The following is a 13,627-nucleotide window of genomic DNA, read 5'->3' on the forward strand; positions in this document are numbered from 1 at the left end:
TTCATCATTATTTCTGCAAAATCCATTGCCAAGCGGGTATAACGTCTATTGTTTTATTGTTTTTCTTAAAAATATCCTTCTGATTCATAGTGATGATAAATGCTTTTTCTTTCTTAAAAAAATCCATTGCTTGATACAATCCTTCGGTTTCACGATATAAGTTCATACTATTTAAGTCATAGCAAACTTGATATAAATCTTCGGGATGACCGTTTATTGTGGTTACAAAATCACATTCCCCTTGGTTTTGAAAATAGAAAATGTCTTTATATTTTTTTCGTAAATGTAAATACACTGCATTTTCTAAAACCGCTCCGTAATTTGGTGAGAAAACGATTTTATTTTGATGATACATCCCCAAATCAATAGCATATACTTTTTGTGGATTTCGTATTTGTTTTTTTAAAGAATAATCAAACAATGGAACAAATTCAACAATATACGCATCAGACAAAAACGAAAAATAATGCAGCAAAGTCGTAGCAGATTTCACCCCAAACATCCCAACCAACCCATTTGCCGAGATTAAATTCCCAATATTAGAAAGCAAATAAACGGTTAATTGTCTTAAACTATTAACATCCCGCAATCCGTGCCGAATGGCAATATCACGAATGATAATGTCATCTAATAACGTATTAAGATATGTTCCAACATTCGTTCGCAAATAATCCGGCATTCCTCCTTTTTGAAGATAATCTGCAAACGTTTTTTCACTTCCTTCCCGTTTAAAATAGGTCAAAAATTCACTATATGAAAACGGAAATAGCTCTGTAGAAAAATGCCTTCCCGTAAGGTGTGTACCTAACTCTCTACTCAGCAACGAAGCGTTTGAACCTGTAATGAAAACTTTAAAATCTTCTCTTAATAATTGATTAACAAATATTTCCCATCCTGAAATTATTTGAATTTCATCAAAAAACAACAACTTATTTTTTCTGTTTATAATTTCATTATATAAACGCTCAAAATCCTCTGTTGAAAAAGTTGCCAAACGAGGATCTTCAAAGTTTAAAAAAAGTGCTTTTTCTTGAAAGTTTTGTTGCAACACTTGCATCATCATGGTGCTTTTGCCACTTCGTCTGAGGCCAGTGATAATGCTTGCAAAACCCGTTGCATGAGGAATTTCTGAAGTCATTTCTCTTGAAACACCCCAATTTTTCTTTAGCCATGCGTAGGCTTGAGCTTGAATTACATCGGCTATGATTTGCTGACTAACCATACTTTTTTTAACAAATGTAGCTAAGAAAACATAAATTAAAAAATATTTTCCATTTTAAATGATAATTTTTTTTCATTTAAAATGAAAGATATTATCCATTATTAATGAAAGATAATGATTTATAATAAATAAATTTTAATTGAAACATACTATTTCAAATAATACTTCGCATCAATCAATTTATTCCCATTTGCATCATGAACAGCATAATTGAAACCACCTTGTATGCAATACGAACCATATTCTCCTTTTTTGTTTAATGCAATAAAACCAACTTGAATGTCTTTTAGATTTTTACCCCGATTTTGAGTCAGTTTCACAATTCGCATTACCGCTTCTTCACAAGCTTTTTGTGGCGATTTTCCTTGACGCATGAGTTCAACTACCAAATGACAACCGGTAATTCGAATGACTTCTTCACCGTGGCCTGTTGCAGTTGCTGCACCAATTTCGTTATCTACATACAAACCGGCACCGATTATTGGTGAGTCGCCAACTCTACCATGCATCTTAAACGCCATGCCGCTTGTGGTGCATGCTCCCGATAAATTACCCTGTGCATCTAACGCTATCATTCCGATAGTGTCGTGGTTTTCAATGTTCACTTTAGGTTGGTATTGACTGGATTTGAGCCAATCTCTCCACTCTTTTTCAGATGCTTCAATTAATAGATTTTCTTTTGGAAATCCTTGCGATAAAGCAAATTGCAATGCTCCTTCACCTACCAACATCACATGGGGCGTTTTTTCCATCACGGCTCTGGCAACCGAAATAGGGTGTTTGATATGCTCCAAACAAGCTACCGAACCTATATTTGAAAATTCATCCATGATGCACGCATCCAACGTTACACGTCCTTCCCTATCTGGACGACCACCATACCCAACGCTTCTCTCAGACGGATCAGCTTCGGTAAGTTTTACGCCAACTTCAACGGCATCGAGTGCACGACCTTTGTTTTTCAATATTTCCCAAGCGGCTTCATTGGCTTGCAAACCAAAATTCCAAGTAGAAAGTACTATAGGTTTGTTTGATTTTCCGGAAAAAAATTCCGGTTCCACCGTTTTTGATTGAAAGGATTGCAAGGCTATTCCCGCGGATGCGAGAGCTGTTGTTTTTAGAAAATTTCGTCTGTTTGCCATATTATTCCACACTAATTTCGTCCATAAATAACCAAGCTTCATTACCGGCACCTGGTTTTCCATCGGGAATGGTACCGTAATTTTTTACTATAACTTTGAGATACCTAGCTGTTGTTTTAGGAAAACTTTCAACCAATTCTCCGTTTTGCTTTGCAATTTGTTCTTGAGATATAGTTCGAATAATAGTGAAAGAAACTCCATCATTGGAAACCAAAAACTGAATTTCTCTAGGCAAATAAATCCAACTACTCTCACCGTTAAACGTATTCAAACTCACTTTTTCAAAAGAGGTAGAAGAGCCATAATCGATAGTAGCTTCTAAATCTTTACCTGAAAAACCCAACCAATTTTTTCCAAAACGAAGTAAATCTCCTTTTACACCATCTACTAAAGTAGCGGCTCCACCTTTCCCATAGGTTTTACTCGGTTCGTGTTTTAGCAAAATTAATTTTCCTGAAGACTTGGTAATGAAAAACGTTTGTGAAATTGTTGCACTTTTGGCTTGACCTGCTTCAAAATAGGCTGATTTTACTGTACAACTTTTATCTATTTGTATGGAAGAATTGTATGTTTTTGAATCGGCTTTGGGTTCAGAACCGTCCGTAGTAAATCGAATTCCGGAAGCATTTCTACTTTTCAAAGCATAATAGATTTGATTATTTTGAACCGAAATATCCGAAACCACTTGATAAATGGCTTTACTAAAATTGATGCTTTTTTGGCTCCAACCTTTCATGTGGTGCACCACTCGATTTTCAAAAGCTTTATAGTTTTGAGGATTTGAAGTTCCCCAAACCACCTCAGCAATAGCTGTAAGTCGAGGAAAAAGCATGTATTCTACTTGGCTGGTTGTCTCAATATACTCTGTCCATAAATTGGCTTGGGCTCCTAATATATATGCCGATTCTGCCTCGTTTAACTCAGCTGGAATTGGATTGTAACTATACACTTTTTCTAAAGTAGTATATCCTCCAAAAGCTAACGGTTCATTGGCAGGTTCGCCTTGGTAATGGTCAAAGTAGCAATGTGAGCCCGGTGTCATAACAGCAAAATGTTTTTCTTTGGCTGCTGCAATTCCGCCATCGGTTCCTCTCCAGCTCATTACGGCTGCGTTGGGAGCCAAACCACCTTCGAGAATTTCATCCCAACCGATGATTTTTCGTCCTTTACTGTTGACAAATTTTTCAATGCGTTGGATGAAATAACTTTGCAATTCGTGTTCGTCTTTTAACTTCTCGTCTTTCATTCTTTTTTGGCAAAGTGAACAACTTTTCCAACGTGTTTTAGGACATTCATCTCCGCCAATATGAATGTATTCTGACGGAAATAAGGCAATTACTTCACTTAAAATATTTTCTAAAAAGGTAAACGTTTCGTCTTTTGGACAAAAGACATCGTCTAACACACCCCATGTTTTTCCCACTTCAAAAGGTCCACCCGTACAAGAATATTCCGGATAAGCGGCTAAGGCAGCCAAGGCATGACCCGGCATTTCAATTTCAGGAATTACCGTTATGTGTCGTTCTTTGGCATACGCCACAACTTCTTTGATCTCTTCTTGGGTGTAAAATCCACCATATTTTATATTGTCAAAAGATTGGTCGCGGTAATGCCCTACCATTGAACCGTTTCGCCAAGCTCCAATTTCTGTGAGTTTTGGATATTTCTTGATTTCTATTCGCCAACCTTGATCGTCGGTTAAATGCCAGTGAAAAGTATTCATTTTGTACTGAGCTAAATAATCGATATACTTTTTGATAAATTCTATATCAAAAAAATGACGAGATACATCTAAATGCATGCCTCGCCATTTAAATTTGGGTTGATCATTAATTATTAAACAAGGTATCTTAATTTCATCTTTTTCTTCCAACGGAAGCAATTGCAATAAAGTTTGAATACCATAAAAAACACCAGCATTTTCATGTGCTGCAATTGTAATTTCATTCTTATTTATTAACAACAAGTATTCTTCATCATTACTTTTAAAAGAAGAGCGTTTTCCTGATGAATCTTTAGTTACTGATAATTTTGGAGAGAGAGCATAATTTAATGCAATACAATTTTCACTCTTAGCATTTTTATTGATTGTTAGTTTCAACCCATTATTTTCATGAATATATTGTTGAAGAAATTGAGCTTCAAATGAATTTTCATCTGCTTTAATTACGGTTTCATTGTTTAACGTAAAAGTACCATCGCGAAATTCTAACGATTCAGGCTTTGGAATAATATTTTGACCAAAACCTGAATATGAAATTAAGCCAATTAGTAAAAGAAAAAGTCTTATCATAACATAAAATTATTCCGCTAAATGTAGTAAAAATAAAAATGCCTTGCGTGGGCAAGGCATTTTTTATAGTTGTAAGATTAAAAATTATTGCTTTTTGAATTCTTCAATTTTAGCAGTAACTTCTTCGTCTGTTCCTTCAAAAGTTTGCGTTTCTGTTTTTTCTTCACCATTTACTTTAGAGGTAATCGTTACAACAGCCCCAACTTTACCGGAAGCATCTTTAGATTTTTCAACAGAAATGTTTTTGTAAACTTCTTCTTTTTCTTCGTTCATGTATTTACAATTCTTGTTGGTGCACCCTTTTGCAATACATTCTTCTTTAGACATTGAAGCACACATTTCAGTAGAAGAACAACAAGCTGCTTTTTCTGAAACTGTTGTTGCATTGTGACCTCCTAAAATTGGAGCGATTACCAAACCTATCAAACACGTTAATTTGATTAAGATGTTCATTGATGGTCCTGAAGTATCTTTAAATGGATCACCAACAGTATCACCGGTTACTGCAGCTTTGTGAGCATCAGAACCTTTATAGGTCATTTCACCATTAATCATTACACCTGCTTCGAAAGATTTTTTAGCATTATCCCAAGCACCACCGGCATTGTTTTGGAAAACAGCCCAAAGTACTCCAGAAACAGTAACTCCTGCCATATACCCACCTAACATTTCAGCAATCAATTTATTGTCGTATCCTAGCAACATTGGTAAAACTGCTATTAAAATTGGGAAACCAATCGTCAAAATACCAGGTAACATCATTTCGCGTAAAGCCGCTTTAGTAGAAATTTCCACACATTTACCATATTCAGGTTTGTTTTTACCTTCCATGATACCCGGAATTTCTTTGAACTGACGACGTACTTCATACACCATATCCATCGCCGCTTTTCCAACTGAATTCATTGCCAAAGCAGAGAATACCACCGGAATCATACCACCCACAAACAACATCGCTAAAACCGGAGCTTTGAAAATGTTGATACCGTCAATTCCAGTAAAGGTTACATAAGCAGCAAATAAGGCTAACGAAGTTAACGCCGCAGAAGCAATAGCAAAACCTTTTCCGGTTGCAGCCGTTGTGTTTCCTACTGAATCCAAAATATCGGTACGAGTACGTACTTCTTTAGGCAATTCACTCATTTCGGCAATACCACCGGCATTGTCAGAAATAGGTCCGAAAGCATCGATTGCTAACTGCATTGCTGTTGTAGCCATCATCGCAGAAGCTGCTAAAGCCACACCGTAGAAACCAGCAAATGCATAAGAAGCCCAAATAGCTCCAGCAAATAACAATACAGTAGGGAAAGTAGAAATCATACCTGTAGCTAAACCAGCGATTACGTTAGTCCCCGCACCAGTTGATGATTTTTGTACAATTGCTAAAACCGGTTTTGTACCTAAACCAGTGTAGTATTCTGTTACAGATGAAATAATTCCACCTACAGCTAAACCAACAATGGTAGCATAAAATACACGCATAGAAGAAATTTCTTTTAACCCTTCACCAAAGAACTCCATGTTCATCGTTTCAGGCAACATATATTGTACTAAGAAATAACAAGAAATCAATGTTAGAACAATAGAAACCCAGTTTCCAATATTCAAAGCACCTTGTACTTGTTTTTCTTTTGCATTATTATCTTTAATTTTTACCAACATGGTTCCGATGATCGAAAATAAAATTCCGAAACCGGCAATTGCCATTGGTAATAAGATTGGACCAATTCCACCAAAAGCATCGTCAATAGCACCACCCATATCTTTGATAACATAGTTACCTAAAACCATCGCAGCTAAAACGGTTGCTACATACGAACCGAATAAATCGGCACCCATTCCGGCAACGTCACCAACGTTATCACCAACGTTATCAGCAATAGTAGCTGGATTACGTGGGTCATCTTCCGGAATTCCCGCTTCAACTTTACCTACTAAGTCAGCACCAACGTCAGCAGCTTTGGTATAAATACCACCACCTACACGAGCAAATAATGCAATAGATTCAGCACCTAATGAAAATCCGGCAAGTGTTTCAAGAACAATAGTCATTTGGTCTGTAGAAGTCCAAACCCCACCCATGAAATAGTGGTAGAAAAATATAAAGAAAGCCGTAAGACCTAAAACAGCTAATCCGGCTACACCTAATCCCATTACGGTCCCACCACCAAAAGAAACTTTTAAAGCTTGTGGCAAACTGGTTCTGGCAGCTTGTGTTGTTCTCACATTGGTTTTGGTTGCAATTTTCATCCCGATATTCCCTGCAAAAGCAGAAAAAATAGCACCGAAAACAAAAGCTACAACAATCAAAATATCGGTTGTTGGAACAATAAATGAAATAGTAGCTAAAGCCACACTGGCTCCAACAACAAAAACGGCTAATAATCTGTATTCTGCTTTAAGGAAGGCCAAAGCACCTTCGTAGATATAATCTGAAATCTCTTTCATTTTACCATCACCGGCATCTTGCTTTAACACCCAAGCTCTTTTGGCCCACATAAAAGCTAAGCCTAAAAATGCCATTATTAATGGCACATAAATCATAATTGAATCCATAAAAATGTATTTTATAATTTTTTTAACGATTGCAAAAGTAACAAAATAGGAATAAAAAAAAGCAACAAATCAAAATTGAATGTTGCTTTTTTTATTAAAATACTAAAATCTTTAGGAAATACTAAATAATCCTTCCGGCTTATCTGCCAAATTCGCAAAACGATCAACGCATTTTTCGATGATTTCTTTGGCTACAGTTACATCACCCCAACCTTCTACATCTACTTTTTTTTGCTCTAAATCTTTATAAACTTGGAAAAAATGTTCGATTTCTTTAAGTAAGTGTGGATTTACATCCGATAAGTCGTTTAATTTATTCCAAACGGGGTCGGAAACAGGCACACAAATTACTTTTTCATCCGGTCCTTTTTCGTCTGCCATGTGGAAAACACCGATTGGTTTTACTTCCATAACACAACCCGGAAATGTGGGTTCGGTTACCAAAACCAATACATCAAGCGGGTCTCCATCTAAAGCTAATGTTTCCGGAATAAAACCATAATCGGCCGGATACATCATCGATGAGAAAATCATTCGATCATAACGGACTTTTTTGAGTTTAAAATCGTATTCGTACTTATTTCTGCTTCCTTTAGGTATTTCAATCAATACATCAAAAGATTTTTGTTTTGCTGGACTCATAATTCTCTTTATTAGGGATTGCAAATTTACGAGCAATAACAATCAACTCCTTAATTAAAATTAATTTTTATGAAAATCTTAATCTAGCATAAACTAAATTACAACAAATCAAAAAATAGCGATAAAAAATGAGAGATTAGAAATAAAACCCAAATGACCCGTTTACGGCAAAATTATTGGCTTCAGGTAGATTACGGTATTTACCTCGCCAAGAAAAATCAATTCGGAAAACTTTAAAGATGTTATTTACTTTATTTATTTTTAAATTAATTCATTATATTCTTTTTCAACTAATAAGAAGAAATCACTCAATTGAATTGAAAAATACTCACATATTTTGGATAATGTTGACACCGTTATATTTTGTTTACCTTGTTCTATTCTAGCTAAATGTATACCAGTATCAAAATAAAACATTTCTAATGTTATATTTTTTGATTTTCTAATTTGCTGAATACAAATTACTATGCTTTTTAGCAATACAGTATTTTTAACCTGCTTTGGCATCATGCTAAGTTGAAAATACCTTTTCAAAAAAATAATTACATTTTTGTCATTTTATTAATTTATTTTATATTTTTGGTAAACATTAATAAACTCATTATCAGATGAAAAAAATCTACCTTTTAACAACATTATTTTTTTTACTTTTTTTCAAAAATTATGCTCAAAAAACTGAAAATCCTATAAATAATGAAAAAGTATCTTCAACAAGTTCCAAATCAATACAAAATCTCTCTTGTGTTGTAAATGGAATCAATATTACTACAACAGGCACTCAATTGGGAACATATAATACTCCTACTGTAGATAATAGTTGTCCTGTAAATGTTTCAACAACCACAGGTGTAATTGGCACAGGCACCTCTAACACTGGATGGATAAGATATACTTTCAGCTCACCTGTTTCGAGTGTTACTATTGGATACAGTTCTGTAAATAGTCATGATTCTGGATTAATATCAATAAATAATCCTAGTGGTGTTTTCCTTTCTAATCCTTGTGGTGTTTATATCACTGGGAATAATGTTATTACAGGTAACAATTTTGGTGATGAAACTTTATATGGTGATATAAACATAAGAGTATCGGCTGCAACTTTAGGTGCTACTTTTACTCAAATTACCTTAACAAATATTAGTGGGTTAATTGGTAGTGGATGGGCAAGTGCAAATGCATGCAATTTTATAATTCATCCAACACAACCCACATCTTTTTCTAATTGTCTTAAAATATATTTAGATAGTTTTTGTTATAATGCTACACAATCTCAAACTACTGCCCATTCTGTTTTTAACGGAACAATAATTGATGAGTCCTGCTTTGGAATGCCATGTTTGATTAATGGTTTACCATGTTCGTCGTCTAATGTTATTCTAGAGTTAGAAGAACCATTACCTTTTGGTTGTATTTTAAACCCTAATGGAACTGTAACTTTTCCACCTGGAACAATGCCTTTTTATCACGAGTTTAATTATAGACTCCGATCCATAGCCAATGGAGCCGCATCTATTTATTACAGGGCTAGCATAAGAATACATAAAAAAGTTTTGCCAGCAAGTCCAACTATTTATATTGATGCTGATGGCCCTATAAATGGGGTATATTCCAACGGAAGTGTAAACATATTAAATGGAGCTGCAACCAGTCAAATCAATACCTCCACAACAGGCGTATGCGGTTACATTCCATCAGTAATTGGGCAACCTAATGTTTCTAACACGGTTAGTATAATTGAAACAACAACACCTCAAAATCCTTATTACAGGATTAATACAGGAACAGGTGCAATTGTTTTTAGACCACCTTATAATGCTAGTAACCCTCCTCCTGTTCCAACTCTTCCGGAGAAAAATTATTATCTTACTTATCAAATGTGTATTAATAATACAGGTGCGGTTTCTTTTTGTGAAAATGGTCAAGTAACTATACATCATTATTATGACAATTTTAAACAAGGTAATAAAATTGACACGAAAAACATCTCTATATATCCAAATCCTTCCTTAGATGGAAATTTTACTGTATCTTTGGAAGACAACAAAACCTCTTTTGATCTTGAGGTATATGATATGCTTGGACAATTAATTTATTTTAAAGAAAAAAATCATTCAAATGATATTTTGATTAATTTAACCACTTTTTCAAAAGGAATTTATCTTATAAAGATAAAGAGTGATGACGAAGTAATAAATAAAAATATCGTCATAAAGTAATTAATTGAATAGAACAAAATCACTATTATGAAATGAAAAAAATATATTCACTTATATTTTTCATTATTTATTATGCTAATGGACAGATAATCAATATTCCAGATCCAAACTTCAAAGCATTATTGTTACAAGCAGATGTTGATAACGATATTGCTGGATTTGTAAAAATTGACATTAACAACAATGGTGAAATTGAACAAAGTGAGGCTTTGTCAGTATATTATTTTATTATTCAGCCTGGAAACATTTCAGATTTAACAGGCATAGAGTACTTTACAAATTTACAAGACATTTACTGTGCAGGCAATCCAATTACAACTTTAAATTTAAGCAACTTAACGCAATTAATTACGATTAGTTTTGGAGCCAATCAGTTAACAAATTTAAACTTAACAGGTTTAACCAATTTAGAATTTATCCTTTGTGGTGGCAATCAACTTACTGAACTTGATGTTTCAACGCTTACAGCTTTAAAAATAGTGATTTGTGGACAAAATCTGTTTACCGAATTAGATTTTAGTAATAATCCGGTTTTTAGTCAGCTAAGAGCTGATGAATGTCCCAATTTAACTACCATAAAAATAAACAATAATTATCCTCAAAATTTTACGCCAACACCTTATAATGGTTGCTGGAGTGGTAACCCAAACTTAGTGAATATCTGTGTGGATGCCAATGAGGTTACACCTATTCAAACTTTTCTTAATGATTGTAACATCATCCAACCCATAAATATTTATACGGATTGTGCGTTGAGCAATGATGATTTTGTGTCAAATACCCTTAGGTTAGCTCCTAATCCAACAGAAGGAAATATTTTCTTTGATAATAGTATAAATCCATTTAATATGGCCAGTGTTTATAACTATCTTGGGCAAGAAATTTTGAGAAAAAAACTAACCCCTATTTATAATGAACAACTAAATCTATCACTTTTTGATAAAGGTATTTATATTGTCAAATTCTCAAACGAAAAAGAAAATACTTTTGTTAAAGTAATTAAAAACTAAAAATAAAACCCGAAAGAACCTTTGATTGCAAATTTATTAGCATCCGGTAAATTGCGATAATTTCCTCTCCATGAGCAATCAATTCGGAAAACTTTGAAGATATTACCCACTCCTACACTATACTCCCAATACGGTTTTTCTGGAGCTAAATACGTTAATCCGGAAGCATTTAAAGCTCTGTTTGCATCTGATACGGTTCCAATTACGCCTTTAATCCCAACGATTTCTCTCAAATTCATTTTACGTAATCCCGGAACTCTCGATAAAATTCTTCCCAAAAAATGATGCTCTAATTGTAAAGTTGCATATTCGTCGGTAACAAACTCATAAAAATTCAAATTATTAAACGTGTTTTCTATCAAAAAATAGGATTGGTTACCCGGAACCACGCTCATTAATCCAAGAGGTACTTCTCCAAAGGTTTTACCTGCTTCTGTAATTACATTTAATCGACCAAAACCACCTACTAAAATGGGTTGTTTAAAATAAAGTTGAATTTTTTGATAATCAAAATCGCTATCCATCACTCCTTTTAATCCTTGACTATAATTTACAAAAACTCTGGTAAAAGGGCTATCAACTGTACTTCTTTCAACACCGTATCCAATTGTTTTACGTTTTGGCGTATAATCAACAGACAAGGTTATTTCAGATTGTTTCACTTCACTTTCAACTCCGGTTGAGCTATCTGAAGAAAAATAATCCAAACTAAATCTATCCCAAGCCGGTTTCAATGTTCGATATGAAAAACCGGTTTCTAAAGTTAAATTTTTTACCGGCTCAATATTTAAGGAAACAGTGCTCAAATTTATACTGGTTAAATTATTATTAGCACCCGCCATAAAAAGTCCGGAAGAAGCAAAACTTCGTCCTAAAACATTATTGGTAGTAGTTAAACTAGCTCCTAACTGCTCAATATCTCTGCGGTTTCCTCCTTCTAAAATCAATCTGTTTTTTTTGTTAAGTAAAATTTTTCCGGAGACTCCATATTTTACTTGGTCATCTTTAAAACCATAAGCGGTATAAAATTGTAAACGCCACGGATCATTTTGACCAAAATAGGTTCTCCCACCGGCTCGAAGTCTAATTCCTTCTACATCATTATATCCTACTGTTGAGAAAATAGGGCCGAAATCAAAGTTGCCTTTTTGAATATATCCACTTCCTAAAATAGCAACAAGATTATACATCTGCTTGAATTTTTTTACGGTTTTCAGCGTATCAAGCATTTTATACACTCCCAATTCATCTTTGCTTAATTCTTCAAAACGATTTTCTGACCAATATTCATCATTTTTACTGTAAACGGAATTATCAATAAAATTTACTTCCTCTTTATAAAACTCTTTTGGCTTTGGTTCATTGAACTTGTAATTTTTATATAAGGTTGTTCTTTTTCCATACACCCCTTTTGATTCTTCCTTTTTATTAAAGGCAAAATCTGACATCATATGATCACGTTTGAGTAAGAATACAGAATCGTTGACAACTTCAAATTCTTGCTCAATATAAATTTCTTTAACCCAGTTGATGTTGGCACTTTTTGTAACTGCCAGATTTATATTTTTAACGGCAAAAGTGGTATCGTTTACCCAAAAATCACCTTTAAAAGTTAATTCACCTTTTCTTCTAGGATAATATACAATATTGTAACACCATTTATTATCAATAAACATACTGTCGGTCAAAGCATAATTGTAAACATCAATTCCGGTTCGCGAAAGTGGACTCACAAAATCTTTATCAAAAAATTTCAAATAATTATTGTATATATCATAGTCGGCATATAAATCTTTGATGAATGCAATAATTTGCTGATTGGAACTAAAACCTGAATTTTTATTGGCTTTTAGAATTTCCTTTTCACGTTTAGAAGTATTATCGCCATATACTTCAGAAAGTGATTCATTAATAAAAATTGGCAAATATGTTTTTCCGGTAATTTTAGATGTATCCATTTGCTCAAATACAAATTCCATTCCTTTGAAAAGCTTACTCTTCATGGTGGCACTGTCAATTGTATTCAAATCAAATTCAACTTTTTCATACTTATTGTACTGATAATGTTGAAATTGCCTTAATCCATTTTGCTTTTTTCTCGCCCAAATTTTACGTAAAATATCGATAGCCGGATTATTTTTTTTAGGCATTTTTCCTGAAATCAAAACTACTTCGCGTAGTGTTTCTCCTTCTGAAAGGCTTATTTTTAAATTATAAGTAACCGCTTTTTCAAGTTTAATTTCTTGTGAAGTGTATCCAATAAAAGAAGCTATCAAAAACGCATGTGATTTAGTAGATTCCAAATAAAAACGTCCATTTTCATTTGTAATTACTCCTTCAGTTGAGTTTTTAAAATATACATTTGCAAATGGAATGGGTTCATTTTTCTCATCTACAACAACTCCACTTACTTTGGTTTGAGCAATTACAGTAAGCGAAAACAATAAAAATAAAATGTAAAGGCTTTTAATTTTCATAGCATTAAGTGTAAAAAAAAACTTCATCAAAATTTAGGTTGATGAAGTTCCAAATATAGTTTTTATTTT

General features: G+C 33.7%; 9 protein-coding genes. 2 read left to right on the forward strand and 7 right to left on the reverse strand.

Annotated elements, in window-relative coordinates:
• Positions 1–7: 7 nt before the first annotated feature.
• The 6 genes from H601_RS0108010 to H601_RS0108035 all read right to left on the reverse strand — a co-directional run bounded on the left by H601_RS0108010 (position 8) and on the right by H601_RS0108035 (position 8,389).
• Positions 8–1,222, reverse strand: a complete 1,215-nt coding sequence (locus H601_RS0108010; RefSeq protein WP_026711026.1) for an ATP-binding protein — start codon at positions 1,220–1,222, stop codon at positions 8–10.
• A gap of 149 nt (positions 1,223–1,371) precedes the next feature.
• Entirely contained in the window at positions 1,372–2,364 is a 993-nt protein-coding gene (locus H601_RS0108015; RefSeq protein ID WP_026711027.1) for an isoaspartyl peptidase/L-asparaginase family protein, read from the reverse strand.
• 1 nt (position 2,365) lies between these two features.
• Complete coding sequence (locus tag H601_RS0108020) at positions 2,366–4,657, reverse strand: glycoside hydrolase family 20 protein (RefSeq protein ID WP_026711028.1); 2,292 nt, start codon at positions 4,655–4,657, stop codon at positions 2,366–2,368.
• A gap of 84 nt (positions 4,658–4,741) precedes the next feature.
• The gene (locus tag H601_RS0108025) at positions 4,742–7,213 is read right to left on the reverse strand and encodes a sodium-translocating pyrophosphatase (protein ID WP_026711029.1); all 2,472 of its coding nucleotides are present in this window, start codon (positions 7,211–7,213) and stop codon (positions 4,742–4,744) included.
• A 111-nt stretch (positions 7,214–7,324) separates the two neighbouring features.
• A complete protein-coding gene (locus tag H601_RS0108030; protein WP_026711030.1) occupies positions 7,325–7,855 on the reverse strand; it encodes an inorganic diphosphatase in 531 nt (176 codons plus the stop codon).
• Positions 7,856–8,116: 261 nt separating this feature from the next.
• Complete coding sequence (locus tag H601_RS0108035) at positions 8,117–8,389, reverse strand: helix-turn-helix domain-containing protein (RefSeq protein WP_211223541.1); 273 nt, start codon at positions 8,387–8,389, stop codon at positions 8,117–8,119.
• A gap of 74 nt (positions 8,390–8,463) precedes the next feature.
• Between H601_RS0108035 and H601_RS0108040 the strand changes: the two genes are divergently transcribed.
• Both H601_RS0108040 and H601_RS0108045 read left to right on the forward strand, forming a co-directional pair.
• Positions 8,464–10,071, forward strand: a complete 1,608-nt coding sequence (locus H601_RS0108040; protein WP_026711032.1) for a T9SS type A sorting domain-containing protein — start codon at positions 8,464–8,466, stop codon at positions 10,069–10,071.
• Positions 10,072–10,103: 32 nt separating this feature from the next.
• Positions 10,104–11,081, forward strand: coding sequence for a T9SS type A sorting domain-containing protein (locus H601_RS0108045; RefSeq protein ID WP_026711033.1), 978 nt, complete (start codon positions 10,104–10,106; stop codon positions 11,079–11,081).
• Here the strand turns inward: H601_RS0108045 and H601_RS0108050 are convergent.
• Positions 11,078–13,558 carry a DUF5686 and carboxypeptidase-like regulatory domain-containing protein gene (locus H601_RS0108050; RefSeq protein WP_026711034.1) on the reverse strand — a complete coding sequence of 827 codons (2,481 nt, stop codon included), beginning with the start codon at positions 13,556–13,558 and terminating at the stop codon, positions 11,078–11,080. The two genes, H601_RS0108045 and H601_RS0108050, sit on opposite strands and share 4 nt — an antisense overlap.
• Between the last annotated feature and the right edge of the window lie 69 nt (positions 13,559–13,627).

The organism is Flavobacterium filum DSM 17961, from assembly GCF_000425465.1.
Lineage (GTDB): Bacteria > Bacteroidota > Bacteroidia > Flavobacteriales > Flavobacteriaceae > Flavobacterium > Flavobacterium filum.